The organism is Pseudotabrizicola formosa, assembly GCF_002900965.1.
In the GTDB taxonomy this organism is placed as follows: domain Bacteria; phylum Pseudomonadota; class Alphaproteobacteria; order Rhodobacterales; family Rhodobacteraceae; genus Pseudotabrizicola; species Pseudotabrizicola formosa.
This window is the reverse complement of sequence record NZ_PJOM01000002.1, coordinates 967,618-992,255: the sequence shown is the minus strand read 5'-3', so window position 1 is coordinate 992,255 and position 24,638 is coordinate 967,618. Positions and strand designations below refer to the sequence as shown.

Here is a 24,638-nt window from a genome sequence, read left to right as displayed (position 1 = left end):
GGCCTTGACCCGCCCGCGCAATCGCGCGACACCGCGCGGATGGTTCCGTTTGACAAACTTGCCCAGATCACCCAGCGGTTCGAGTTTCTCGAAGCGCGGCTGAATGCGGGAGCCTCACCCGGTGAGATTGCCGGGCTGAGCCGCGAATATTCCGAGCTGAAACCGGTGGTCGACCAGATTGCCGCCTATCGCCGCGGACTGGACGATATGGCAGAGGCGGAGGGCTGGCTGGCCGACCCCGAGATGAAGGCGCTTGCCGAAGAGGAATTGCCGCGCCTGCGCGCCCGCATTCCAGAAATCGAACAGGCGCTGCGGGTGGCGCTGCTGCCGCGCGACGCTGCCGATGCGCGGCCCGCGATCCTGGAAATCCGGCCCGGCACCGGCGGAGATGAGGCCGCGCTGTTCGCAGGCGATCTGCTGCGCATGTATCAGCGCTATGCCGAAACCCGGGGCTGGCGGTTCGAGATCCTTGAGCAGCAAGTGTCCGATCTGGGCGGCATCAAATCGGTGACGGCGCATGTGCAGGGCGAGGGCGTGTTTGCCCGCCTGAAATACGAGGCCGGCACCCACCGCGTGCAGCGCGTGCCCGAGACCGAGGCGCAGGGGCGCATCCACACCTCTGCCGCCACGGTGGCCGTGCTGCCCGAAGCGGAAGAGGTCGATCTGGACATTCCCGCCAGTGACATCCGCATTGATACGATGCGCGCCTCCGGTGCGGGCGGCCAGCATGTGAACACCACCGATTCCGCGGTGCGCATCACCCATCTGCCGACCGGCATCATCGTCACCAGTTCCGAGAAGTCACAGCACCGCAACCGCGAGATTGCGATGCAGGTGCTGCGCGCGCGATTGTTCGATCTGGAACGCGAGCGGATCGATGCGGCGCGCTCGGCCGACCGCAAGGCGCAGGTCGGCTCTGGCGACCGGTCCGAACGCATCCGCACCTATAACTTTCCGCAAGGCCGGATGACCGATCACCGGATCAACCTGACGCTTTATGCGCTGGCGCAGGTGATGGCGGGCGATCTGGACGCCATCATCGATGCGCTGCAGGCCGAGGATCAGGCCCAGAAACTGGCCGAGGCCGGGCTGTGACCACGCTGTCCGCCGCTCTGGTGCAGGCGGTGCGGGATCTGCGGGTCGCGGGCGTGCCCGATGCGGCCGGCGATGCCCGGGTGCTGCTGGCCCATGCGGCGGGCATCGCGCCCGATCGGCTGACCCTGCATCTGCCGGAACCCGCGTCAGAGGCCGCGCTTGCGGCCTTTGCCACATTGCTGCGCCGCCGTGCCGCGCGCGAGCCGGTGTCGCATCTGACCGGGGCACGGCTGTTCTGGGGGCGGCGGTTCATCGTGACGCCGGATGTGCTGGACCCGCGCCCCGAGACCGAGACACTGGTGGCCGAGGCGCTGCGCGCTCCCTTTGCCCGCGTGCTGGATCTGGGCACCGGATCGGGGGCAATCCTGCTGTCTCTGCTGGCCGAGCGGCCCGGGGCGCTTGGTCTTGGCGTCGATCTGTCGGCGGCAGCGCTGCTGGTGGCGCAGCGCAATGCGCAGGCGCTTGGGCTGGCAGGGCAATGCCGGTTCGCGCAAGGGTCATGGTTCACCCCGGTGGAGGGGCGCTTTGATCTGATCGTGTCAAACCCGCCCTATATCACAGAAGCCGAAATGGCGGATCTGTCGCCAGAGGTGCGGCTCTATGAGCCGCATCTGGCGCTGACCCCGGGCGGCGACGGGCTGGACGCCTACCGCGCCCTTGCCGCCGGACTGGGGGCGCATCTGGCCGCCGAGGGGCGGGTGCTGCTGGAAATCGGCCCCTCTCAGGGCGCGGCGGTGGCACAGATGATGCGGGCCGCCGGCCTGCGCGATGTCCGGGTGCTGCCCGATCTGGATGGGCGCGATCGCGTGGTATCGGGACAGGCGGCCCCGGCCTGACCGGCATCGCAAGGCGCTTGCGGCCCGTGGAAAACGCCAAAGAAGCGCCGATCCCGTGAAATTGACGCAGAATCGGCTTGTCAGGCGGGCTGCGCCATGATTATTCACTGTCAGGCGTTGTCAAAGCGCGGCGGGCCTTTCAGCCCCCGTTCAGACGGTGCTTAAACCCGACCTTGCCTGTTAGACCCTTATCAGGGATCGCGCCATCCGGGTGCTTCATATCCGGGCAAGTCGGACAGTCGGATCAAAGGACAAGATGCGCTCTTCCAAGTCCCGTTCGCGTTCCAAGCAGAACCGCCCGCGCACGCTCGGCAATATCATCAACCGGGTGTTCGAAAGCTCGGGCCCCGAAGGCAAGGTGCGTGGCACCCCGCAGCAGATCATCGAAAAATACCAGATGCTGGCGCGCGATGCCCAGCTGTCGAATGACCGTGTGGCGGCCGAGAATTTTCTGCAACATGCCGAGCATTACACCCGCATGCTGAGCGAAGCACAGCGCGAAATGGCGGCCGAACAGGAACAACGCCAGCAGCAGTTCGGGCAGAATGGGGGCCAGCAGAATGGCAACCAGACGGGCGGCCAGAACGGCAATACCAATGGCAACACCAATGGCGGCCAGCACGGCAATGCGCAGGGTGGCCATGCCGGCAACCGCGATGGCGGCAACCGTGACGGCCGTGACAGCCGCGATGGCGGCATGCGCGACAGTGGCAATCGTGATGGCGGCAATCGTGATGGCGGCAATCGTGACGGCGGCAACCGCGAGGGCGGCAACCAACGGTCCTGGCGGGATGACCGGTCGGATGCCGGGCAGGGCGACCAGCCCGAAACCGGCCTGATCGACGATCCGCGCGGCGAAGACAGCGGCCTGGTGGAAACGCCCGAGGCCCGGCCTGCCGATGCGCCGCGCCGCGAAGACCGCCCGCGCCGCAATGACCGCCCCGAGGGCGAACGCAACCGCACACGCGACGACACCTCCAACCGCAACAGCCGTGGCCCACGCCCGCCGCGCCCGGAACGGGGTTCCGATGAGCGCGCGGCCGAAGGCTCTGCCCCGCGCGCCGATGCGCCTCAGCCCGAAGCTCCGCAGACCGAGGTCCGGCATGCGTCCGAGCCGCGTCAGGCAGAAGCGGCGGCTGGCGATGCGCCAAAGCACGAGGCAGAGGCAAAGGTGCGCCGCCCGCGCGCGCCGCGCAAGCCCAAGGCCGCCGCCGAGCCGGGTGACAAGCCTGCCGGGGATGACGGCCCGCGCGAAGCCGCAGAGTAACCACACTGCCCGACACGCCGCCCCCCGGGCGGCGTGTCCCGTTCTGGCGGTCGGTTCAGCGCGCGGCCACTGCCCGCGCCAGCGCGCAAAACTGCTCCAGCCCGATCTCTTCGGCCCGCTGGGTGGGCGTGATGCCCACCCCTTCCAGCAAGCCCTCGACATCGCCGCCCAGACCCTTGAGGCTGGACCGCAGCATCTTGCGGCGCTGGTTGAAGGCCATTGCGGTCACGCGGCTCAGCACAGCCGCATCGGCGGGAAAGCGCGGGGCCTCCAGCCGGGTCAGATGCACCACTGCCGAATGCACCCGTGGCGCCGGGGTAAAGGCTTCGGGCGGCAGGTGCATCACGATCTTGGGCTCGGCCCGCCACTGGGCCAGCAGGGCAAGCCGCCCGTAATGGTCGCCGCGCGGCTTGGCCACGATCCGTTCGGCCACCTCTTTTTGAAACATCAGCGTCAGCGAGGTCCAGAACGGCGGCCACAGGGCGGGCGACAGCCAGCGGATCAGCAATTCGGTCCCGACATTATAGGGCAGGTTCGACACCACCCGGATCGGAGCCTTCAGCCGCGCCGCCACATCCAGTTCCAGCGCATCGCCCTGCACGATCTCCAGCCGACCGGGATAGGTCGCTGCAATCTCCTCCAGCGCGGGCACGCAGCGCGGGTCTTTCTCCACCACCAGCACCCGGCGCGCCCCTTCCGCCAGCAGCCCGCGCGTCAGCCCGCCGGGGCCGGGGCCCACCTCCAGCACATCACAACCCGGCAAATCCCCCGCCAGCCGCGCGATCTTGGCGGTCAGGTTCAGATCCAGCAGGAAATTCTGTCCCAGCTGCTTTTTCGCCACCAGATCATGCGCCCGGATCACCTCGCGCAGCGGCGGCAATCCATCTATCGTCGCCATATCCGCGCATCCTTGTTCATTATCTGTTCACAAATATCCCGGGGTCTGGGGCAGAGCCCCAGTCAACACTCACCCCAAACGCGCCGCCGCCATGTCCCACGCCAACCGGCAGGCCGCAACCAGAGACTCCGGCAGGGCCAGCCCCTTGCCGGCAATGTCGAAGGCCGTGCCATGATCGGGCGAGGTGCGCACGAAGGGCAGGCCCAGGGTCACATTCACCCCGCCATCGAAATCCAGCGTCTTGATCGGGATCAGCGCCTGATCGTGATAGGCGCAGATCGCCGCATCATATTGCGCCCGGGCACGGGGGTGGAACAGGGTGTCGGCGGGCAGCGGGCCTGTCAGTTCCATCCCTTCGGCCTGCAGCCGGGCGATGACGGGGGCGATCACGCTTGCGTCTTCATGCCCCATCGTCCCGCCTTCGCCGGCATGGGGGTTGAGCCCCGCAACCGCGATGCGCGGGGTCGACAGGCCGAAGTCGCGGATCAGCCCGGCATGGGTCAGGCGGATCACCTGGTCCAGCAGCTCCGGGGTCAGGGCGGCAGGCACCTGCGCCAGCGGGATATGGATGGTGGCGGGCACCACCCGCAGCAGCGGCGAGGCCAGCATCATCACCACCGGCACGTCCCCCGCCAGATGGGCCAGATATTCCGTATGGCCGGGAAAGGCAAAGCCCGCGCCATCCTTCAGCACTTTCTTGTTCAGGGGCGCGGTGACAATGCCCGAGGCCGCCCCCGCTTGCACCAGTGCCACGGCGCGGGCGATCACCTCGATCACGCCGGCGGCATTGGCGGGGTCGGGCTGGCCCGGGGTGACGGCGGCGGCAAAGCGGTGGGGCAGCACGGGCAGGCGGCCTTCGGCCACATTGGCGGCGGCTTGCGGCGTATCGACCGCGATCCAGTCGGTGCCGGGCGGCAGGTGGCGCGGGTCGCCCAGCCAGACAAAGGGCACGGCAGCGCCCAGGATCGCGCGCGCGCGCACGGCCAGCTCCGGCCCGATGCCGGCCGGTTCGCCACAGGTCATGACAAGCGGGGCGCGGGTCACGGCGTGGAGATGATGGCTTCCGAGCGCAGCTCTTCCAGATACGCTTCGGCCAGCAGGGTCAGCCGGCGCGAGGTGAGCTGTTCCCGGATCGACTCGCGGTTGATCCCGCCTTCGACAACCGGCGCGCGGCTGCACAGCATCAGAAACACGCGGGCCCCACCACGGGTCAGGGCGGCGGAATATTCGCCCGGATCAAGCTGCGCCAGCAGCAAGGCCAGATCGCCGGGCACGGCGGCCGCAGGCTGGGTTTGAACCGTCAGCCGGTCGGCGGGCAGGCCGCGTGCTTCGGCCTGCAGATCGGCGCAGGTGTCGATCCTTGCGTGCAAGGCTGCGGCCTGCGCCAGCACATCGGGGGTGTTGGGCAGCAGGAACTGGGCATATTCCAGCTGCACCTCTGGCGCCTCAGCGGTCTGGTCTTCGGTCACGTCGCGCAGCTGGAACACCGCCACCGCATTGGGCAGCGTCACCGGTTCAGACACCTGACCGGGGCCAAGCGCCAGCACCAGCTCCACGATCTGCGGCGGCAATTGGGATGTCGGCGTCCAGTCCAGCCGCCCGCCACGACCGGCAGAGGGCGAGGCGGAATAGCGCCGGGCCGCGGCGGCAAACCCGTCTTCGGTGCTGATCTCGGCGCGCAACTGCCGCGCCAGCGCCTGCTGCGCCTCGGGATCGCCGTCAACCGGCAGGATGATTTCCGACAGCAGAAGCTGCATGGCGGTGTTCTGGGTGCCGCTGGCGATGGCGCGGTCAATCTCGGCATCGCTGATGGTGAAAGACCCGGCAAAACGCCCGCGCACCAGATCACGCCACAAAATGCCATTGCTGGCAAAATCGCGGAAGGTTTCCATTTCCACCCCGGCTTGCGCTAGGGCCTCGATGAATTGATCGGTGGTCAGGTTGGCGCGGCCGGCAAATTCCTCCATCCCGGCGGCGATCTGTTCCGGGGTCAGGCGCAGGTTGAAGCGCTTGGCCTCGGCCATGGCCAGCCGGTCCTGCGTCAGGCCCTTGAGCGCCTCGGCCTCCGGGTCGCCGGGTGCGCGCAGAAGTTTGAGAAACAGTTTGCGCTGCTCCAGCTCATAGCGGGTGATCACCGAGTCATTGACCCGGAGCACCGCTTCGAAAGGGGAGCCGCTCTGCGCCAGAGCGCCATGCGGAAGCGCCACCATCGGCACGCTCAGCGCCGCCGACAGGCAAAGCACCCGGAGGAGGGAGGAGAAGGGTCTGGTCATGCGGTCTGCCGTCACTGCTCTTGCGCCTTTCTGCGTCTTGCGCCCGATTGGTCTGCCCTGCGGGGGGGGATGATGCCCGCCCGGTCCCTAGCGTCTGCAGCTTCGGGACGGGCCGGCAGCGGTTCCGGCCCCAAAGCCGACCAGATCGACCGAAAGGCCGAAATCCGTTGTCGGCCTTACATTAGTCGAGGATGTGAACCGACGCGAGAGAGAAAGATCGACCGAAACGCATTCGTTGCGGAACTGAACCCCCAGCCCGGCGCGGTTGGCACGGTCGGCTTCGATATCATAGCGGGCCCCGGCGCGGGCGGTCCAGACATCGTTGATGCGGTAGCTGCCATCAAAGGCCAGTTCGGCAATATCGGCGGGGCGCTCTTCCACCGGATCGGCGGACAGAAAGACGTAACTCCCCGACAGCCCATAGCGGTCGCCGGCCAGCGCCAGCCGGGTTTCCGATTTTGTCAGCGTCATGTCATCGTCGATCAGCACACGCTGGGTCAGGCCCAGACCCATCGGCAGGTTCAGCTGCGCCGCCGCCAGCCAATCGGACCGGCGGCCATTCAGCCCCGAGGCCTGGGTGAACTGACCCAGATCTTCGGTGCGAAACACCCGGCCAAGGGCGGTGGACAGGGTCCATCCCGCCGGATCGACGCGGGTATAGGACAGGCCAAGGTTCACCCGCCCGCCCCGTTCGGTGGCATCCGACCCCGGATAGCGGTTGATGGAAAACAGATTGCCCTCGTCAAATTCGACCAGCACCGAATCTTCATTGGGCAGGACTTCGGTGCCCTTGGGGGCCCAGACAAACTGCACCACCGGTTCGATCACATGCCCTACGCCCCCCGCACCGGATTTGGCCCAGGGCCAGCGCAGTTCCACCGCAACCCCGCCATGCAGCCGGGTCGGCCTGCCGGCAAAACTTTCGTCATCGCCGATGCGATAGGTATCGGCGGTCACCTCGCCCAGGGTGCTGGCCAGCATGCCCATCGGCAAAGTCCAGTTGCGCCGCCAATCCAGCCGCAGGGACGCGCGGGTGACATCGCGGCCAAGGGCGGGCAGGGGGCCAGCCGCACCATCGGGATCGGTGGGGTCGGTCGAGCTGCGGTAATGGCCATGGGTCTGGAACCGCATTCCGGCCTCGCCGCCCAGCGGTCCGCCGGAAAAGCGGCGATGCCAGGTCAGATCGGCGATCAGTGTCGGCAGGGTGGAGTTCACCTCTCCCTCACGGATGGAGCGATAGCCGATCAGGCGCCCGGCGATATGTTCGTTGCGCTGTGTGCGGCTGATGGCAATCACACTGGCCAACCGGTCGGTTTCGGGCAGGGCGTAATCCACCAGATAGGCCGGGTCGCTGACCAGGATGCCCAAAGCATAGAGGTTGAAGCCACGGGGCAGGGCAAACTGCCCGGTGCCGTTCAGGTAATAGCGGGTGTCGCCGGGAATCAGCTGGTCGCGCGAGACCGAGCCGTTCAGCGTGAGCGTGCCGGTGGCAAAGGCCTGACGGTAACGCAATTCCACCGTGCGGCCGGATTTGGTGGACAGATAGGGCGTGATCGTCAGATCGCGGTGCGGCCCCAGGGTCAGGAAATAGGGCAGCTTGATCCCGGTGCCCAGACCCGAGGTGGTGCGGATGGTCGGGGCCAGCACGCCCGATGTGCGTTCCAGCGTCGGGTCGGGCATGCGCAGGCGGGGGAAATACACCACCGGCACCCCCGCCACGCGGAATTGCGCGTGGTCAAAATAGATCTGGCGTTCCTGTTGATCATGCAGCACACGCCGCGCCCGGATTTCCCACAAGGGCGCTGCGGTGCTGCAGATCTTGCACGAAGAGGCGACGGTGTTGTCAAGCTGGGTGTAGCGGCCGCCGATCCGCTGAATCTGGCTGGCGGCCAGTTGCAATTCGCGGTTCAGCACCAGCCGCGCGCTGGTCAGCACGCCTTCGGTCAGATCGGCGGCAAGCTCGGCCTGATCGGCCACAAGGATGGTATCCGCGCCATCGACCAGCACGATGGGGCCGGTGATGGTCAGCCGGTCGCCCGCGCGGTCATAGGTGATGCGCGCGGCCGACAGCGTCCGGCCCTGATAGAACACCTCGACCCCGCCTTCGGCGATCAGCTGGCCCCCGGCGTCGATGCGCACGGAATTGGCCACAAGCGCCGCCATGTCCTGCGCCCGGCTGGTATCGACCGGGGCCAGCGCCAGCAGGGCCCCGATGGCAAGCCCGGCCAGCAGGCGGCGCAGGTTGCGATCCTTGCGGGAGGGCACAGGCATCAGCCATCCTCCAGATGCAAAAGCAGGCCCAAGGCCAGGAAGACGGCGGCAACCGGGGCGGCCCATGCCGAAAGCAGGATCGGAATTTGGCCATTGTTGCCAAGAACCTGCGCGAAGTTTCGCAAAAAGAAGATGAAGAAACCGCCCAGAATGGCCAGCAGCACATAAACCCCGGTCTTGCCAAAGCGCGCATGTCGCATGGTAAAGCCTGCGGCGATCAGCACCATGGCGGCCAGAAGCAGCGGCTGCGCCAGTTCCATCTGATACCAGACCCGATGCGCACGCGCCGAAAAGCCCGCCCGTTCCAGCCCGGCGATATAGGCGGGCAGAGCCCAGAACGCCACCGCTGACGGCTCGCCAAAGCTGTCGCGGATGCCGGCGGCGGTCAGGTTCGAGGCAAGGGTGGCATCGGGGGGCAAAAGGATCGCCTCGCGTTCAGGGTTCGCGCCCGACATGTCCCAACGCTTGGCCCCCGTCAATGCCCAGGCGCCGGTGCCAAGGCGGGCGCTCTCGGCCTCGACCCGGTCCACCGGCAGACCTTCGGCCCCGAAGCGCAGGAAGGTGACGCCGTACAGCTCGGTCCCGTCAACATTCGACCGGATGGCGCGGATCACGGTCTGGCCTTCATCGGTGCCCTGACGCAGCCAAAGCCCGGTATCGGCCAGCGACAGGGTGCTGACCGCGCCATCCGCCGCAGCCGCCCAGAGCCGGTCATATTCTTTTTGCGTGGCGGCCACGAGCGGGTTGAACACGGCGATCGTGACCCCGCCGATCAGCAGGGCCATCAGCACCGGGGCCAGCAGGAAGCGCAGCGCCGAGCGGCCCGCCGCCCGGATCACCACCAGTTCCGATGACCGCGCCAGCGACAGGAACAGGGCAATCGCGGCCAGAATGGTGATCAGCGGCAGAATGCGGTACAGGCTGGCAGGCGTGTTCATCGCCGCCAGGTGCAGCGCACCCGCCGTGCTGATGCCTTGCGAGGAAAAGCGGCGCAGCTGTTCGACCATGTCGATCAGCATCATGATCGCCCAGAAACTGCCAAGCACCTGCAGGTAAACCCAGAGAAAGCGCAGCGCGATATAGCGGGACAGGATCATGCGCCACTGCCTTCCATTGCGCCACCGCCCAGCGGCGCGCGCTGCGCCCGGCTGAGCCAGCGCGGACGTTGTGACATCCACAACAGCCCGACGCCGATGGCCATGCCAACAAGGGGGGCGGCATAGACGGCGGGCCATGCCGCCTCGGACCGGATCGCCAGCCCGGTGCCTTGGGTGTTGATCATCTGCACCACGATCAGCAGCACCACCGCCACCCCGATCTGGCGCCACAGACCAAATCGGCTGAAGGCGCCCAACAACAGCGCGCCAAAGCCGATCAGCGCCGCCGCGACCGCGAGGAAAGGCTGGGCGATGCGGCTGTGACCTTCCTGCAGCAGGTTGGCACGGGGCGAGCGCAGCTCGTCGCTGAGCGCAGGATCGGCGCGCAACAGCTCCAGCGTGCTGGCCTCGTCTATGCTGCGCGCCTCCTGGCTGCCATCGCCCAAGAGGCCGCCCAGATCATAGGTCACATCGGCAAAGCGGGTGACAGACAGGCGGCGGCTGGCCTGATCCAGTTCCTGGGTCATGCCTTCGAACATCAGCAGCTTGGCGCCGTCCTCGCTGCGCGCGAGCAGCGCGCGCCGGGCCGTATAGGTCAGGGTCTGGCCCGCTGTGCGATCATCGGACAGGAAGATATCGCGCAATTCGCCGGTCTCGGTGATGTCGCGGATATAGAGCGTCAGCCCGTCGGCCGGATGCAGGAACTGACCGCTGCGCAAAAACCGGGCGGTGACGTTTTCGGCAATCTCGGCACTGCGTTCGGACAGGGCGGCCCGGCTGGCGGGCACCAGAACATGGGTCAGCACCGACATCATCAGCATGACCACAAGGCCGAACAGAAAGACGGGACGTGCCAGCCGGAAGGACGAAAATCCGGTCGCCTGCATCACCACCAGCTCTGAATCCTTCATCAGCCGGTTGGCCACGTAAACCGCTGCCACAAAGGTCGAAATCGGCAGCACCAGCCGGATCACATTGGGCAGGGTCAGCAGCGAGAATTCCACAAACACCAGCGCCGACTGCCCGTCGCCGATCAATTGGTCAAACAGGCCGACGGCGCGGTTGATCCAGTAGACCGATACCAGCAACAACGAAAAGAAGCCGAACAGCGCAAGAAGTTGCGACAGCAGGTATCTGTCAAATCTTGGCACGGCCTGCGTCGCTCCCTCACCCGAGTTGCCGACAAACTAGGCCATAAGTGCGGCGTTGAAAACCGGTATCTGGCAGCAGGGATCGGCGGGTCTTTGCCCAAGTGGTCTCTGGTCTTTACCCGAACTGCGGGCTAGCCTTCGGCTTTTGCGGCGCATCCGTGCCAGACACCAGCCCGAGGACGACCATGACCCAACCCGTGCCGATCAAGTTCCGTGACAGCGATGCCGATGCCCTTGCCACCCAGCCGGGGCGGATTGCGGTTCTGGCCGATGCCGGGGCCGCGCTGTCGCCGCTGGCCCGCAAGCTGGACAAGCTGACGCGGGGGGCAGTGACGCGGGCGGTGGGATCGGACGCGTTTGACAAGCTCAAGCCCGGCGAGTCGCTGGATCTGGCCTTTCCCGCCGGGCTGATGGCCGAAAGCCTGCAGATCCTGCGCCTGCCGCGCAAGGCAGGCCAGGATCAGGCGCGCAAGGCCGGGGCCGCGGTGGGGCGGGCGCTGTCAGGGGTGGAAACGCTGGTGTGCGCGGAAAACCACCCGCGCGCGGCGGACATCGCCTTTGGTCTGGCGATGCGCGCCTATGATTTTACCCCGCACAAGACGGCTGCGCCAAAGCCGGTGGGACCGGTGACGGTGATGGTCAGCGCGCCCGAACAGGTGGCGGCGGCGGCAGGGGCGGGGGCTGCGGTTACCGAAGGGGTGTTCTTTACCCGCGATCTGGTGAATGAACCTGCCAATGTGCTGACCACAGATGATTTTGCCGCCCGTCTGGCCGCAATGCAGGAGCTGGGGCTGGAGGTCGAGATCCTGGAAGAGGACGACCTGCTCAAACTGGGCATGGGCGCGCTGCTGGGGGTCGGTATGGGGTCGGAGACGCCCTCAAAAGTCGTGGTGATGCAATGGAACGGCGGACCAAAGGGCGAGGCCCCGTTTGCGCTGGTCGGCAAGGGGGTGGTGTTCGACACGGGGGGCATTTCCATCAAGCCTGCGGGCGGGATGGAGGACATGACCATGGACATGGGCGGTGCCGCTGTGGTGGCAGGCGTGATGCGCACGCTGGCGCTGCGCAAGTCAAAGGCCAATGTGGTGGGGCTGGTCGGTCTGGTGGAAAACATGCCCGATGGCCGCGCCCAACGCCCCGGCGATGTGGTGAAATCCATGAAGGGCGATACCATCGAGGTGATCAACACCGATGCCGAGGGGCGGTTGGTGCTGGCCGATGTGCTGTGGTACGCGCAGGACCGGTTCAAGCCATCGGGCATGATCGACCTTGCCACGCTGACGGGTGCGGTGATCGTGGCGCTGGGGCATGAGAATACCGGCGTGTTTTCCAACAATGATGCCTTGTGCGATGCGTTCCTTGCGGCGGCCAAGGCCGAAGGCGAAGGCGCATGGCGCCTGCCGATGGGCGAGGCCTATGATGCCAAGCTGAAATCGCGCATTGCCGACATGATGAATGTGGGCGGGCGCGATGGCGGGGCGATCACGGCGGCGCAGTTCCTTGCGCGCTTTGTCAAACCCGATGTGCCCTGGTGCCATCTGGACATCGCGGGCACGGCGCTTTTGAAGGCCGACAGCACGCTTGCGCCCAAAGGGGCCACCGGCTGGGGTGTGATGGCGCTGGACCGGCTGATCCGCGACCGGTTTGAAGCGAAGTAACACGCGTGGGCACCGTGATGTTCTACCATCTGACGCAGTCCAGCGCGGAACAGACCGCGCGGGTGCTGCTGACGCGCGCGCTTGCGCAGGGCTGGCGGCTGATGATCCGGGGCACCGAGATGGCCGCGCTCAAGCGTCTGGATGCAAGGCTGTGGGAAATCCCGCCCGAGTCTTTCGTGCCGCATGGGATGGAGGGTGGGGCGCAGGATGCGCGCCAACCGGTGCTGCTGGGCACCGGGCCGGTGACCAACGGGGCCCGCGGCCTGCTGCTGATCGACGGGGCCGAGGTGGACCTGGACGAGGCGGCGGGGCTGGAACGGGTCTGGATCCTGTTCGACGCCGACAACCCCGAGCGTCTGGCGCAGGCCCGCGGCCAGTGGAAGGCGCTGACCGCTGCCGGTTTGCCTGCGCAATACTGGTCGGAAGAGTCCGGCAAATGGGAAAAGAAGGCCGAGAAGGTCTGATCTTGATCCAGGATGCCTGCAGCTGCTCCGCAGCGCCGCTGCTGCGGGGTCAGCGCCGCAAGATCATCTCGCCGCCGGTGATTTCCACCGAATAGCGGCCAAGGTAGGCCATGCCCAAGAGCGATGTGTCCAGATCGCCCTCATTCACCACGGCGCTGATGCGCGGGTCGGAATGCGGGCCAAGGGTCACGTCGGTCAGGGTGACGCGCGCGGTACGCACGATGCCATTGGCGGTGCGGGCCTGGCCGATGAAGGCGAGCGAGGCCGGGTCCAGCCCCAGGCGGCGCGCGTCCTCAAGGCTCAGCACCATGTCGCTGGCGCCGGTGTCGACCATGAAGGGCACATCCACGCCGTCAATCGTCAGGGTCAGGTAGTAATGGCCATCGGGCGCGCGGGGCAGGCGGATCTCACCGCCGTCAACCACCGATTGCCGGGGCAGGATGTCGCTGCGCAGATCCTGCCACAAGCCATACCCTGCCATCAGCCCGACCACGATCAGGCCCCAGGCGGCGGCGGTGCGCAGGGCTTGTCCCATGCGACCCCGAAACTCCACGATGATATAGCCGCCGACCGCCGCCAGCAGCAGCCCAAGATAGGCCAGTCGTGCGATGATGTCGCCGTCCATTCGGGGTCCTTTCGCTCCTGCTCAAGCTAGGGGCGGGGGGCCGGGACTGCAATCGCTGCGCGGTCAGATCAGCCCGGTCTGGCGCACACCGTCGATCACGAATTGTACGGATAAGGCCGCCAGCAGCATGCCCAAGAGCCGGGTGATCACAATGGTGCCGGTGCGGCCCAGCATCCGTTCCAGGGGTGGCGAGGCCAGCAGGAACAGAAAGGTGACAAAGATCATCCCCCAGGTCAGGCCCAGCACGGCAAAGGTCGCAGGCCAGTCGCCGCCGCCTTGCCCGATCAGCAGGATGATCGAGGCAATGGCACCCGGCCCCGCGATCAGCGGTGTGGCGAGCGGGAAAACCGATGGGTCGTGGTATTCATCCACGGTCTGGCCTTCGCGCCGCTGGGTGCGGCGTTCAAACAGCATGTCGAGCGCGGTCAGGAACAACAGGATGCCGCCCGCGATGCGGAAGGCCGACATCGAGATGCCGATGAAGCCCAAGATCGCCTCTCCGGCCAAGCCGAACAGCGTGAGCAGGGCCGCCGCGATCAGACAGGCCCGCTGCGCCATGGCCCGACGCTGCTGCGCGCTCATCCCCCGGGTGAGGGCGATGAACAAGGGCACCAGCCCCGGCGGGTCGATCACCACGAACAGCGTGGCAAAGGCGGTGATGAGGAAAGCGGTTTCCATGCGGGCAGGCTATCCGCACGCGCTGCGCTTGCAAAGCGGTGTGCAGGGCAAAGCCCGAAAAATCATGCGGCTCAGACGATCCTTGGCCCGAGGGTGGCGGGGTCGGTGCCGGGGGTGGACCAGAACTCGGTGGCAAAGGCCGGGAGGGTGGCGATAACCCGTTCGAGATCGGCACGGGGCACGCATTTGCGCAAGGCGATGGCGGTGGCCAGGATGCAGGTCTCGGGCGTCAGATTGTGGTGTGGGCGCAACGCCTGTGCCTGCGTCGTTCAGTCGGCGCGTGTGCCAGGGGGCAGGGGCGGCGCCACCTGCCACTGCGCGACAAAGATCGCGCGCAGCACCGAAGGCAGCACCTGCGCGAAATCCAGCGCCTCTTGCACCGTCAACCGGTCACGGAACGCGCGCAGCACGCCTTCTACCGCCGTAAAGGCCATGTTGTCGCTGACCAGCCCCATCTCTGCGCGCACATCTGCCAGAAAGGCCTGCCATTCGCGCGTTGCGTGACGGTAGGTCCAGGGCATCGGCATCGCTCAGGCCGCGTCTTCCAGTTTTTCCTGTGCGGCCAGCCAGAGCGCCTCGGCCTTGTCGAGGGCGTTCATCACCTCGGCGTATTTCTTGTTCCAGGTTTCCAGCTCGCCGATGCGGGCGGCTTCATAAAGCTCGGGGTCGGCGAGTTTCTTGGCCAGCTTGTCGCGCATGTCGTTGAGCTTGGTCAGGCGCTCTTCGCATTTGCGGACCTCGGCGCGCAGGGCGAGCACCTCGTCTCGGCTGGCTTTCTTCGGCTTTTCGATCACCTTTGCCGCAGGCTTTTCGGGTTCATCCCCGGCCAGCAGCATCTTGCGATAGGCTTCGAGGTCTTCGGTGTAAGGCGTGACCGCGCCGCCCTTGACCAGCCACAGGCGGTCGGCGACGAGGGAGAGAAGGTGCATGTCGTGAGAGACAAGGATCACCGCACCGGAATATTCGGTGAGCGCCTCGACCAAGGCCTCGCGCGATTCGATATCAAGGTGGTTGGTCGGCTCGTCGAGGATCAGCAGATGCGGCGCATCCAGCGTGGCCAGCAGCAGCGACAGGCGGGCCTTCTGCCCGCCCGACAACCGGCCCACCACCGTTTCGGCCTGATCGGCCATCAGGCCAAAGCCAGCCAGCCTTGCGCGCAAGCGGGGTTGGCCTTCCGCCGGGCGTTGGCGTTGTAGATGTTGCAGCGGGGTTTCGTCGATATAAAGCTCATCCACCTGATGCTGGGCGAAATAGCCGATGCGCAGCTTGGTAGAGCGGGTGATCTTGCCCGTCATCGCGTCAAGCTTGCCCGCCAGCAGTTTGGACAGGGTCGATTTGCCTTCACCATTGCGGCCCAGAAGGGCGATGCGGTCGTCCTGGTCGATCCGCAGGGACAGGTTTTTCAGGATCGCCGGGCCGCCATAGCCCACGGCCGCCCCTTCCATATTGATGATGGGGGGCGACAGTTCCTCGGGCGCGGGGAAGGTGAAGACCACCTTCTTCGCATCCTCGGGGGCGGTAATCGTCTCCATCTTCTCCAGCATCTTCACGCGGGACTGCGCCTGCACGGCCTTGGAGGCCTTGGCCTTGAAGCGGTCGACGAAGGATTGCAGATGGGCGCGGCGGGCTTCCTGCTTTTTCGCCTCGGCCTGCAGCACGGCGCGGCGTTCCGCCACTTGGCGCGCGAACTGGTCATAGGGGCCGGACCAATAGGTCAGCTTCTTCTGGTCCAGATGTAGGATGCCGGTGACGGCGCGGTTCAAAAGCCCCCGGTCGTGGCTGATGATCAGCACGGTATGGGGGTATTTGGTCAGGTAGGATTCCAGCCAGAGCGCGCCTTCAAGGTCGAGGTAGTTGGTCGGTTCGTCCAAGAGCAGGTAATCGGGCTGCGCGAACAGCACGCCCGCAAGCGCCACGCGCATGCGCCACCCGCCCGAAAAATCGGAACAGGGGCGCTTTTGCGCCTCGGCGTCAAAGCCAAGACCCTTGAGGATGGAGGCCGCGCGGCCCTCGGCCGACCAGGCGTCGATGTCGGACAGGCGGGCCTGCACCTCGGCAATGCGATGCGGGTCGGTGGCGGTTTCCGCCTCGGCCAGCAGGGCGTTGCGCTCGGTATCGGCCTCCAGCACGGTATCCAGCAGCGAGGTGGAGGAGGACGGCACCTCTTGCGCCACCCCGCCGATGCGGGCGCGGTTGGGCAGGCTGATGGTCCCACCCTCCAGCGCCAGCTCGCCCCGGATCAGGCGGAACAGCGTGGTCTTCCCCGCGCCGTTGCGCCCGACAAGGCCGACCTTGTGGCCGGTGGGAATGGTGGCCGAGGCCCCTTCAAACAAGGGGCGGCCTTCGACGTTATAGGTGATGTCTTCGATGCGTAACATGGCGGGGGGATGCCCTAGCCCCGGTCAGAGGTCAAGCGCCAGATTGCGGCAAGGTTACAGCGTGACCCGGCGCCTGTGCCAGACATACCAGGTGAGCGCGGCCATGGCAGCGGCGGCGGCGGCGGCGGTGGTGGCCACCAGCAGATTGGTGTCGGCATTGCTGACAATGATCCCGACCAGCGCCCAGACCACGGTGATGCCATAGACGGGCATATAGGGCCGCAGCCATTGCACCATCCCGGCCACCGCGACCACGACCCCGATCATCACCACTGCGCTGGCACTGTCGCCCAGCAGCCCATAGCCCGCGAGCGCCACGCCCACCGAAACGGCCGATGCGGCAGACAGCCAGCCCGCATAGATCGCCAGCGGGGCCGACAGCATCCAGCGGTCATAGAATTCATCCGCCTGCAAGAAGGCGACCATGGCGGTGGCCAGCATGAACAGGATGCCGATGGTTGCCAGCAGCGGGAAGGCATTGGCGATGGCCAGCCAGACCGTGCCGATCAGCAAGGACACGATCAGGGGCACGCGCACCTCATCCCAATCGGCGCTATGGGCGCGTTTCCAGAAGCCGTAGATGGCGTGCGCAATCAGCCACAGATAGATCACCGACCAGATCGAGAAGGCATAGCCCGCCGGTTGCACCGCCGGGTCCACGATCTGCACCGGGAAATCGCTGGGGTCATAGCCGGTGAAGGGCGGTGTGACGAAGGGGGCGATGCCAAAGGCGATGGCGGCAAGGATCAGGAAGAGCGCGCGAAGGGTCATGGCTGGCCTTGTCGTAAGAAGGAAGTTGTCCTGTGACAAACGCTGCCACCGCGGTTTGGTTTCACGCCAGCGTGCCGGTGGCGGTGATTTTTGTGCGCCCCCCCAGATAGGGGTGCAACACGGCCGGCAGATCGACCGAGCCATCGGCCTGTTGGCCGTTTTCCAGCACCGCAATCAGGCAGCGGCCCACGGCAAGGCCTGAGCCATTGAGGGTGGCCAGGAACTCGGGCTTGGCCGCGCCGCCTTCGGCCTTCGTGGGCCGGTAGCGGGCGTTCATCCGGCGCGCCTGAAACTGGCCGCAGGTGGAGACGGAGGAAATTTCGCGATAGGTGTTCTGGCCGGGCAGCCAGGCCTCCAGATCAAAGGTGCGCTGCGCGCCAAACCCCATGTCGCCGGTGCACAGCACGACCGTGCGGTAGGGGATGTCCAGCTTTTCAAGAATCGCCTCGGCGCAACGGCGCATCCGGTCCTGTTCCTCCAGATGGGTGTCCGGCGTGCAGATCGTGACCATCTCCACCTTTTCGAACTGGTGCTGGCGCAGCATGCCGGAGGTGTCCTTGCCTGCTGAGCCTGCTTCGGACCGGAAGCATTGGGTATGGGCGGTCATGCGGATGGGCAGGGCGCTTTCCTCCAGAATGTCGCCCGCAACCGTATTGGTCAGGGTGACTTCGGAGGTGGGGATCAGCCACCAGCCATTGGTGGTCTGATAGCTGTCTTCGGCGAATTTCGGCAGCTGGTTGGTGCCATACATCGCGTCGTCCTTGACCAGCACCGGGGTCCAGGTTTCCTGCAACCCGTGTTCTTCGACATGCGTGTCCAGCATGAACTGCGCCAAGGCCCGGTGCACGCGGATCACGGCCCCCTTGAGCACCACAAAGCGGCTGCCAGACAGTTTGGCGGCGGTTTCAAAATCCATGCCGGGTTTGACGCCTGCAATCTCGAAATGTTCCTTGGGCGGGAAGTCAAAGGCGCGCGGGGTGCCCCAGCGGTGCACCTCGACGTTGTCGGCCTCGTCCTTGCCCTCGGGCACTTCGGGCAGCGGCAGGTTGGGGATGCCCATCAGCAGGTCGCGCAGGGCGATGTCCTGTTCGCCCGCCTCGGCTGTCAGGCGCGCGATGTCGGCCTTGGTTTGCGCGACCAGCGCGCGCAGCCGCTCAAATTCAGCGTCATCGCCGCGCGCTTTGGCGGCCCCGACCTCTTTGCTGGCGCGGTTCTGCTCGGCCTGCGCGGTTTCTGCCGCCACGATTTTGGCACGACGATCCGCATCCAGCGCCAGAATGTCCGACGACATCGCGGACAATCCCCGGCGGGCCAGTGCGGCGTCGAACGCTTCGGGGTTTTCGCGGATGGCTTTGATGTCGTGCATGATGGCCTCTTGCTGTGTCTGGCGCGCTTATGCCCCAAATGGGCACCCGGAAAAAGGGGGTGCGAAAAGCGTCCCATGGGCCTACCAATTGGCGCACACCCCGCATATATGGCAGGCCAAGGGTCGCAGACGGGCCCGTCTTGCACCCGTGCGCCCCGATATGTAGGGTGCGCGGCAATGAAATCCGGGGGTTTTCCCCGCCGACAGTGATGAGGATGCCCATGTTCGCAACCCCCGCCTTTGCTCAGGCCGCCGGTGGCGGCGCTGCTGCCTTTACCAGCTTTGTGCCGCTGATCCTGATTTTCGGGATCATGTATTTCCTGCTGATCCGCCCGCAGCAGAAAAAGCTCAAGGAGCACAAGGCGCTGGTCGAGGCGCTGCGCCGGGGCGATCAGGTGCTGACGCAAGGCGGCATCGTGGGCAAGGTGACCCATGTGAACGAAGATGGCACCATCATCGTCGAAATCGCCGATAACGTGAAGGTCAAGATCGTCAAGGCGACGATCGTTTCGGTCATGAACAAGACCGAACCAGCTGCCGCCTGAAGGGAACGCCCGCGATGAACGCCATGCCGCTGTGGAAGCGTGTGATTATTCTTGCCATTTGCGCATGGGGTATCGTCGCGGCTGCACCCAACTTGAACTATGCCAATATCGAGCGTCACAATGACGCGCGGGCGGCGGTGGAAGCCGCCGGTGGCACCGCGACCCCGGATCAGCAGGCCGATCTGGACCTGTGGCCGAACTTCCTGCCGTCCTCGCTGGTGAACCTCGGGCTGGATCTGCGCGGCGGCGCGCATCTGCTGGCCGAGGTGCAGGTGGCAGATGTGTACAAGGCGCGGATGGATGCGCTTTGGCCCGACGTGCGGGATGCCTTGCGCGATCAGCGCGACGCGGTTGGCAATGTGCGCCGCCTGCCCAGCCCGGACGGCACCTTGCGGGTGGCGATTTCCGAACCCGGCGGCATGGCTGCGGCGCTGGAAGCAGTGCGCGCCCTGGCCACGCCGGTGGTGAGCCTGACCGGCGTAGGCCAGAATGACATTGATGTCAGCGCCGAAGGGCTGGAAATCGTGATCCAGCTGTCGCAGGCCGAACGCACGGCCACGGATGACCGCACCATCCAGCAAAGTCTTGAGATCGTGCGCCGCCGGGTCGATGAGGTGGGCACGCGCGAACCCACGATCCAGCGGCAAGGCGCGGACCGCATCCTGATTCAGGTGCCGGGCATCGGCTCGGCAGCAGAGCTCAAGGCGCTGATCGGCACCACGGCCAAGCTGACCTTCAACCCGGTGGTCGGGCGGACAACGGATGCAGGGGCCAGCCCCGGCGCGCGCAATCTGCTTTTGCCGTCGATGGATGAGCCGGGCACCTTCTTTATCGTCGAGGAGTCGCCGGTGGTGACCGGGGAAGAGCTGGTCGATGCGCAACCCGCCTTTGACCAGAACAACCGCCCCGCCGTGAACTTCCGCTTCAACCCGCAAGGTGCGCGCAAGTTCGGCGATTACACGGCGGCCAATATCGGCGCGCCCTTTGCCATCGTGCTGGACGACGAGGTGATTTCCGCCCCCACGATCCAAAGCCATATCGCCGGCGGATCGGGCATCATCACCGGGTCATTCACGGTTGAGGAAAGCACGGAACTGGCCGTGCTGCTGCGGGCCGGAGCCCTGCCGGCCGAGCTGACCTTCCTCGAAGAACGCACCATCGGCCCCGAACTGGGGCAGGACAGCATTGATGCGGGTCAGACCGCAGCACTGATCGCCATGGGGGCGGTGGTGTTCTTCATGATCGCCAGCTACGGGTTGTTCGGGGCCTTTGCCACCGTGGCGCTTGGCATCAACGTGGCGCTGCTGTTCGGCGCTTTGTCCACCATTGGCGGCACGCTGACACTGCCGGGTATTGCCGGGATCGTGCTGACCATCGGCATGGCGGTGGATGCCAATGTGCTGGTGTTCGAACGCATCCGCGAAGAACTGCGCAACGCGAAAAATCCGGCCCGTGCGGTTCAGCTGGGCTATGAAAAGGCGCTGTCGGCGATCATCGACGCCAATATCACCACTTTCATTACCGCAACCGTGCTCTTTGCCGTAGGCTCTGGCCCGGTGCGTGGCTTTGCCATCACGCTGGGTATCGGGATCATCACCTCGGTCTTCACCGCATTGTTCGTGACGCGGGTGCTGGTCGAGATGTGGATCGGCTGGCGCCGGCCCAAGACCATCATCGTGTAAGGGAAGAAAACCATGGCTTTTCGTCTGCGGCTTGCGCCCGAACACACCAACATCAACTTCTTTGCCTATCAGCGCCTGACGCTGGCGATTTCTGCCCTGATGATGGCGGCGTCGGTGGCGCTTTGGGCGGTGATGGGGCTGAATTTCGGCATCGATTTTCAGGGCGGCACCACGATCCGCACCGAAAGCAACCAGCCGGTCGATGTGGCCGCCTATCGCACCGCGATGGCCGGGCTGGAGCTGGGCGATGTGGCGATCACCGAGGTCTTCGACCCCAGCTTTGACGATGACCAGTTCGTGGCGCAGGTCCGCATCGCGGCACAGGACGGGTCTGAGGCGGTGACGCCCGAGACGATTCAGATTGTCGAGGAGGCGCTGAAAACCGTTGATCCGTCGATCACCTTTCCTTCGGTGGAATCGGTGGGGCCAAAGGTGTCGGGCGAGCTGATCCTCAGCGCCATTCTGGCGGTTCTGGGGGCGTCGGGGGCGATCCTTGTCTACATCTGGCTGCGGTTTGAATGGCAATATGCGGTGGGTGCAGTGGCGGCGCTGGTGCATGACATCATCATCACCATCGGGGTGTTTGCGCTGTTCCAGATCAAGTTCGATCTGGCCATCGTGGCGGCACTGCTGACCATTCTGGGCTATTCGATCAACGATACGGTGGTGATCTTTGACCGGCTGCGCGAGAATATGATCAAGTTCAAGACCATGCCGCTGCGCGATGTGATGAACCTTTCGGCGAATGAAACGCTGTCGCGCACGTTGATGACCACCGGCACCACATTGATCGCGCTGATCGCCATGCTGATCTTTGGCGGCGACGTGATCCGTGGCTTTGTCTTTGCCATCACCTTCGGCATCGTGATTGGCACTTACTCCTCGGTCTATGTCGCCAAGAATCTGGTGCTGCTGATCGGGCTGGACCGGAGCGACAAGCCGAAGAAGAACGGCACCCCGGACGAATACGCCAATATCGACGCGTGACGCCATGCGATTGACCGAAATCAGCTACGGCACGGCAAAGGCGATTGACGGCTATGGCCCCGGGTTTTTTCGGGTGAATGGTCATGTGCTGCGCGGGGCCTGCCTGATCACGCCCTGGGATGCCGGGCTGTGGGGCGGGTTTGACGATACGGAAACGCCGCTGTCGCTGGCGGGACGGATCGACGTGCTGTTTGTCGGCACCGGGGCGGAAATCGCGCATCCGCCCGTTGCCTTCCGCACCTTGCTGGAAGCCTCTGGCATCGGGGTGGAGGTGATGAATTCGCCTGCCGCCTGCCGCACCTATAACGTGCTGCTGTCCGAAGGCCGCCGCATCGCCGCCGCCCTGTTGCCGGTTGTGTCCGTCAAGGGCTGAGGCTTTGGCCTGCGTATCTTTCTGAAAGACGCCCGCCGCAGGTTTCCCACCGCTGCCACGCGGCTATTCGGCGGCCATGCTGATCACCGGCTCCATCGCCGCCAGTTCTTCCGTTGACAGATGGCACTTGATCTGATGCCCGCCCGCCAGCACCTGCACGGGGGGCAGAACGGTGTCGCACAGGTTGCCGGGGACGCGGGTCTTCCAGCGGCAGCGGGTCTGGAACGGGCAGCCAGGCGGCGGGTTCATGGCCGATGGAATATCCCCCTCCAGCACGATCCGGCGCTTTTTCACCCGGGTGTCGGCGATGGGCACGGCGGACAACAGCGCCTCGGTATAGGGGTGGTAGGGCGGGGCAAAGACCTGATCGGTGGTGCCAAGCTCGACCACATGGCCCAGATACATCACCATCACCCGATCAGACAGATAGCGCACAATCGACAGATCATGGCTGATGAACAGCAGCGTGGTGTGGTTCTCGCGCTGGATATCCATGAGCAGATCGGTCACGGCGGCCTGTACGGAAACATCGAGCGCCGAAACCGGCTCATCCGCCACCACCACCTTGGCGCCACCGGCAAAGGCGCGCGCGATGCCGACACGCTGCTTTTGCCCGCCCGACAGCTGGCGCGGCATCCGCTCGGCAAAGGCGCGCGGCAGTTTGACCATGTCGAGGAGGTTCAGCATCATGTCGCTGCGCTCGGCGTCGGAGCTGCCTTTCTGGAAAATCTCCAGCGCGCGGATGATCTGCCGGCCCACGCTCATGCTGGGGTTCAGCGTGTCGAACGGGTTCTGAAACACCATCTGCAGCTTTGACACGGTGTCGGTGTTGCGCGCCTGAATCGGTGTGTCCTGCACGTTTTCGTCAAACAGCATGATCGAGCCAGAGGTCGCGGTTTCCAGCCCCATCAGCACCTTGGCAAAGGTGGATTTGCCACAACCCGATTCGCCGACGATGGCGAGGGTTTCATTTTCATGCGCTTCGAACGACAGGGATTCATTGGCCTTCACCACCTTTTCCGCGCCGCCGCCAAAGGCCCCGGCGCTGACCTCGTAATATTTGCGCAGATCCTCCATCTTGAGCACCAGCCGCCCGCGCGGCAGTTTTTCGGTGACCTTGCCAACCTTGGGGGGCGCGTCCCAGTCGATCTCGCGCCAGCGCAGGCAGCGGGTGGCGTGGCGGTCATGGCCTGGAACCGCGTCCATCGGCACCTCGCCCGCATTGCACAGCCCGTCGCGGAAATAGTCGCAGCGCGGGCCGAAGTTGCAGCCCTTGGGCCGTTCATGTGGCAGGGGGAAATTGCCGGGAATGGCGATAAGGGGGCTGGAGTTCTTGTCGGCACCGGGCAGGGGAATGGAACGGAACAGCGCCTGCGTATAGGGGTGGCGCATCTTGTCGAAGACCTCCACCACATTGCCGGTCTCGACCGCCTCACCGGAATACATCACGCAGAGCCGGTCGCAGACATCGAGGATCAGGCCAAGGTTATGGCTGATGAACAGCATCGAGGTGCCGTATTTGGTGCCCAGATCCTTGACCAGATCGACGATCCCCGCCTCGACCGTCACATCGAGCGCGGTGGTGGGTTCATCCAGGATCAACAGGGCAGGTTTGGCCATCAGCGCCATGGCGATGACAATGCGCTGCTGCTGGCCGCCCGACAGCTGATGCGGATAGGCGCGTAAGATTCGGTCGGGATCGGGCAGGCGGACATCGGCGATGATCTGGCGGGCGAGTTTGAGGGCGGCATCGCGGGTCATGCCCTGATGGATCATCGGCACCTCGGCCAGCTGATCGCCCACACGCATGGCGGGGTTCAGGCTGGCCATCGGTTCCTGGTAGATCATCGCGATTTCCGAGCCACGAATGTGGCGCAGCTCTTCCTCGGTCATATGCGTCAGGTCGCGGCCCTTGAATTTGATACTGCCGCTGGTGATGCGGCCGTTGGTGCCAAGGTCGCGCATGACCGCGAGGGCCACGGTGGATTTGCCACAACCCGATTCGCCCACCAGACCCATCGATTCGCCCGGCATCACGGTGCAGGAAAAATCCATCACCGCCGGGATCTCGCGGGCCCGGGTGAAGAAGCTGATCGAGAGGTTCTCGATCTCGAGGATGGGTTTGGAGGGGTCCCAGTCGGTCATGTGCCAGTCCTTTTGGGGGTGTTCCTTTGGGAAACTTCGGGACCGGGGGCCAGCCCCCGGACCCCCGGGATATTTATG

The 24,638-nt window shown here is 65.5% G+C and carries 22 protein-coding genes and 1 pseudogene; 9 read left to right on the top strand and 14 right to left on the bottom strand.

Annotation, left to right across the window (positions count from 1 at the left end):
- The first annotated feature begins 39 nt into the window (after nt 1-39).
- The 3 genes and pseudogenes from prfA to CXR43_RS18265 form a co-directional block, all read left to right on the top strand.
- Nucleotides 40-1,095, top strand: a complete 1,056-nt coding sequence (prfA, locus tag CXR43_RS08700; RefSeq protein ID WP_103334134.1) for a peptide chain release factor 1 — start codon at nt 40-42, stop codon at nt 1,093-1,095.
- Nucleotides 1,092-1,931, top strand: coding sequence for a peptide chain release factor N(5)-glutamine methyltransferase (gene prmC, locus CXR43_RS08695; protein ID WP_103333592.1), 840 nt, complete (start codon nt 1,092-1,094; stop codon nt 1,929-1,931). The genes prfA and prmC overlap by 4 nt, the downstream gene beginning before the upstream one ends.
- 256 nt (nt 1,932-2,187) lie before the next feature.
- Nucleotides 2,188-2,466: pseudogene (locus CXR43_RS18265) on the top strand (DUF4167 domain-containing protein); the annotation flags it as partial.
- 787 nt (nt 2,467-3,253) lie between these two features.
- Here CXR43_RS18265 and rsmA read toward each other — a convergent pair.
- The 6 genes from rsmA to lptF form a co-directional block, all read right to left on the bottom strand.
- Nucleotides 3,254-4,096, bottom strand: a complete 843-nt coding sequence (rsmA, locus tag CXR43_RS08685) for a 16S rRNA (adenine(1518)-N(6)/adenine(1519)-N(6))-dimethyltransferase RsmA (protein ID WP_103333590.1) — start codon at nt 4,094-4,096, stop codon at nt 3,254-3,256.
- A 69-nt stretch (nt 4,097-4,165) separates the two neighbouring features.
- Nucleotides 4,166-5,140, bottom strand: a complete 975-nt coding sequence (gene pdxA, locus CXR43_RS08680; protein WP_267134635.1) for a 4-hydroxythreonine-4-phosphate dehydrogenase PdxA — start codon at nt 5,138-5,140, stop codon at nt 4,166-4,168.
- Complete coding sequence (locus CXR43_RS08675; RefSeq protein ID WP_103333588.1) at nt 5,137-6,369, bottom strand: peptidylprolyl isomerase; 1,233 nt, start codon at nt 6,367-6,369, stop codon at nt 5,137-5,139. Before CXR43_RS08675 ends, pdxA begins: the two co-directional genes overlap by 4 nt.
- Before the next feature lie 87 nt (nt 6,370-6,456).
- Nucleotides 6,457-8,640 (bottom strand): LPS-assembly protein LptD, encoded by a 2,184-nt coding sequence (locus tag CXR43_RS08670; protein ID WP_103333587.1) that lies wholly within the window; start codon nt 8,638-8,640, stop codon nt 6,457-6,459.
- Nucleotides 8,640-9,737, bottom strand: a complete 1,098-nt coding sequence (lptG, locus tag CXR43_RS08665) for an LPS export ABC transporter permease LptG (RefSeq protein ID WP_103333586.1) — start codon at nt 9,735-9,737, stop codon at nt 8,640-8,642. Before lptG ends, CXR43_RS08670 begins: the two co-directional genes overlap by 1 nt.
- Nucleotides 9,734-10,888, bottom strand: a complete 1,155-nt coding sequence (lptF, locus tag CXR43_RS08660; RefSeq protein WP_103333585.1) for an LPS export ABC transporter permease LptF — start codon at nt 10,886-10,888, stop codon at nt 9,734-9,736. The genes lptG and lptF overlap by 4 nt, the downstream gene beginning before the upstream one ends.
- 185 nt (nt 10,889-11,073) lie before the next feature.
- Between lptF and CXR43_RS08655 the strand changes: the two genes are divergently transcribed.
- Together CXR43_RS08655 and CXR43_RS08650 are read left to right on the top strand one after the other, a co-directional pair.
- Nucleotides 11,074-12,546: a leucyl aminopeptidase gene (locus tag CXR43_RS08655; RefSeq protein WP_103333584.1), complete on the top strand. Its 1,473-nt coding sequence runs from the start codon at nt 11,074-11,076 to the stop codon at nt 12,544-12,546.
- A 17-nt stretch (nt 12,547-12,563) separates the two neighbouring features.
- Nucleotides 12,564-13,010: a DNA polymerase III subunit chi gene (locus tag CXR43_RS08650; RefSeq protein ID WP_103334133.1), complete on the top strand. Its 447-nt coding sequence runs from the start codon at nt 12,564-12,566 to the stop codon at nt 13,008-13,010.
- A gap of 49 nt (nt 13,011-13,059) precedes the next feature.
- On the opposite strand, the gene CXR43_RS08645 is transcribed toward CXR43_RS08650, so the two are convergent.
- From CXR43_RS08645 to serS, 7 genes are all read right to left on the bottom strand, one after another.
- A complete protein-coding gene (locus CXR43_RS08645; protein WP_103333583.1) occupies nt 13,060-13,635 on the bottom strand; it encodes a retropepsin-like aspartic protease family protein in 576 nt (191 codons plus the stop codon).
- Nucleotides 13,636-13,698: 63 nt separating this feature from the next.
- Nucleotides 13,699-14,313, bottom strand: a complete 615-nt coding sequence (locus CXR43_RS08640; protein WP_103333582.1) for a MarC family protein — start codon at nt 14,311-14,313, stop codon at nt 13,699-13,701.
- A gap of 71 nt (nt 14,314-14,384) precedes the next feature.
- Nucleotides 14,385-14,564, bottom strand: coding sequence for a DUF2267 domain-containing protein (locus CXR43_RS18050; protein ID WP_246831318.1), 180 nt, complete (start codon nt 14,562-14,564; stop codon nt 14,385-14,387).
- A gap of 18 nt (nt 14,565-14,582) precedes the next feature.
- A complete protein-coding gene (locus CXR43_RS18045) occupies nt 14,583-14,834 on the bottom strand; it encodes a DUF2267 domain-containing protein (RefSeq protein WP_246831317.1) in 252 nt (83 codons plus the stop codon).
- Nucleotides 14,835-14,843: 9 nt separating this feature from the next.
- Nucleotides 14,844-16,691, bottom strand: a complete 1,848-nt coding sequence (locus tag CXR43_RS08630) for an ABC-F family ATP-binding cassette domain-containing protein (protein ID WP_103333581.1) — start codon at nt 16,689-16,691, stop codon at nt 14,844-14,846.
- Between the two features lie 54 nt (nt 16,692-16,745).
- Complete coding sequence (locus CXR43_RS08625) at nt 16,746-17,462, bottom strand: TspO-related membrane protein (protein WP_103333580.1); 717 nt, start codon at nt 17,460-17,462, stop codon at nt 16,746-16,748.
- A 61-nt stretch (nt 17,463-17,523) separates the two neighbouring features.
- Nucleotides 17,524-18,828: a serine--tRNA ligase gene (serS, locus tag CXR43_RS08620; protein ID WP_103333579.1), complete on the bottom strand. Its 1,305-nt coding sequence runs from the start codon at nt 18,826-18,828 to the stop codon at nt 17,524-17,526.
- Nucleotides 18,829-19,049: 221 nt separating this feature from the next.
- On the opposite strand from serS, the gene yajC reads away from it, so the two are divergent.
- The 4 genes from yajC to CXR43_RS08600 are packed head-to-tail and all read left to right on the top strand — an operon-like array spanning nt 19,050 to nt 22,415.
- Nucleotides 19,050-19,373, top strand: coding sequence for a preprotein translocase subunit YajC (gene yajC / locus CXR43_RS08615; RefSeq protein ID WP_103334132.1), 324 nt, complete (start codon nt 19,050-19,052; stop codon nt 19,371-19,373).
- Between the two features lie 14 nt (nt 19,374-19,387).
- The gene (gene secD, locus CXR43_RS08610) at nt 19,388-21,055 is read left to right on the top strand and encodes a protein translocase subunit SecD (RefSeq protein WP_103333578.1); all 1,668 of its coding nucleotides are present in this window, start codon (nt 19,388-19,390) and stop codon (nt 21,053-21,055) included.
- Between the two features lie 12 nt (nt 21,056-21,067).
- Nucleotides 21,068-22,042 carry a protein translocase subunit SecF gene (gene secF, locus CXR43_RS08605; RefSeq protein WP_103333577.1) on the top strand — a complete coding sequence of 325 codons (975 nt, stop codon included), beginning with the start codon at nt 21,068-21,070 and terminating at the stop codon, nt 22,040-22,042.
- A 4-nt stretch (nt 22,043-22,046) separates the two neighbouring features.
- On the top strand, nt 22,047-22,415 hold the full coding sequence (locus CXR43_RS08600; RefSeq protein ID WP_103333576.1) for an Mth938-like domain-containing protein: 369 nt from the start codon (nt 22,047-22,049) through the stop codon (nt 22,413-22,415).
- A 63-nt stretch (nt 22,416-22,478) separates the two neighbouring features.
- On the opposite strand, the gene CXR43_RS08595 is transcribed toward CXR43_RS08600, so the two are convergent.
- Nucleotides 22,479-24,560, bottom strand: coding sequence for a dipeptide ABC transporter ATP-binding protein (locus CXR43_RS08595; RefSeq protein ID WP_103333575.1), 2,082 nt, complete (start codon nt 24,558-24,560; stop codon nt 22,479-22,481).
- Between the last annotated feature and the right edge of the window lie 78 nt (nt 24,561-24,638).

Excerpts from the sequence above, each read along its gene's own strand:
- prfA (WP_103334134.1), top strand. The coding sequence starts at position 40 with ATGGTTCCGTTTGACAAACTTGCCCAGATCACCCAGCGGTTCGAGTTT.
- rsmA (WP_103333590.1), bottom strand. The coding sequence starts at position 4,096 with ATGGCGACGATAGATGGATTGCCGCCGCTGCGCGAGGTGATCCGGGCG.
- CXR43_RS08675 (WP_103333588.1), bottom strand. The coding sequence starts at position 6,369 with ATGACCAGACCCTTCTCCTCCCTCCTCCGGGTGCTTTGCCTGTCGGCG.
- CXR43_RS08670 (WP_103333587.1), bottom strand. The coding sequence starts at position 8,640 with ATGCCTGTGCCCTCCCGCAAGGATCGCAACCTGCGCCGCCTGCTGGCC.
- lptG (WP_103333586.1), bottom strand. The coding sequence starts at position 9,737 with ATGATCCTGTCCCGCTATATCGCGCTGCGCTTTCTCTGGGTTTACCTG.
- CXR43_RS08655 (WP_103333584.1), top strand. The coding sequence starts at position 11,074 with ATGACCCAACCCGTGCCGATCAAGTTCCGTGACAGCGATGCCGATGCC.
- CXR43_RS08650 (WP_103334133.1), top strand. The coding sequence starts at position 12,564 with ATGTTCTACCATCTGACGCAGTCCAGCGCGGAACAGACCGCGCGGGTG.
- CXR43_RS08645 (WP_103333583.1), bottom strand. The coding sequence starts at position 13,635 with ATGGACGGCGACATCATCGCACGACTGGCCTATCTTGGGCTGCTGCTG.
- CXR43_RS08640 (WP_103333582.1), bottom strand. The coding sequence starts at position 14,313 with ATGGAAACCGCTTTCCTCATCACCGCCTTTGCCACGCTGTTCGTGGTG.
- CXR43_RS18045 (WP_246831317.1), bottom strand. The coding sequence starts at position 14,834 with ATGCCCTGGACCTACCGTCACGCAACGCGCGAATGGCAGGCCTTTCTG.
- CXR43_RS08630 (WP_103333581.1), bottom strand. The coding sequence starts at position 16,691 with ATGTTACGCATCGAAGACATCACCTATAACGTCGAAGGCCGCCCCTTG.
- CXR43_RS08625 (WP_103333580.1), bottom strand. The coding sequence starts at position 17,462 with ATGACCCTTCGCGCGCTCTTCCTGATCCTTGCCGCCATCGCCTTTGGC.
- serS (WP_103333579.1), bottom strand. The coding sequence starts at position 18,828 with ATGCACGACATCAAAGCCATCCGCGAAAACCCCGAAGCGTTCGACGCC.
- yajC (WP_103334132.1), top strand. The coding sequence starts at position 19,050 with ATGTTCGCAACCCCCGCCTTTGCTCAGGCCGCCGGTGGCGGCGCTGCT.
- secD (WP_103333578.1), top strand. The coding sequence starts at position 19,388 with ATGAACGCCATGCCGCTGTGGAAGCGTGTGATTATTCTTGCCATTTGC.
- secF (WP_103333577.1), top strand. The coding sequence starts at position 21,068 with ATGGCTTTTCGTCTGCGGCTTGCGCCCGAACACACCAACATCAACTTC.
- CXR43_RS08600 (WP_103333576.1), top strand. The coding sequence starts at position 22,047 with ATGCGATTGACCGAAATCAGCTACGGCACGGCAAAGGCGATTGACGGC.
- CXR43_RS08595 (WP_103333575.1), bottom strand. The coding sequence starts at position 24,560 with ATGACCGACTGGGACCCCTCCAAACCCATCCTCGAGATCGAGAACCTC.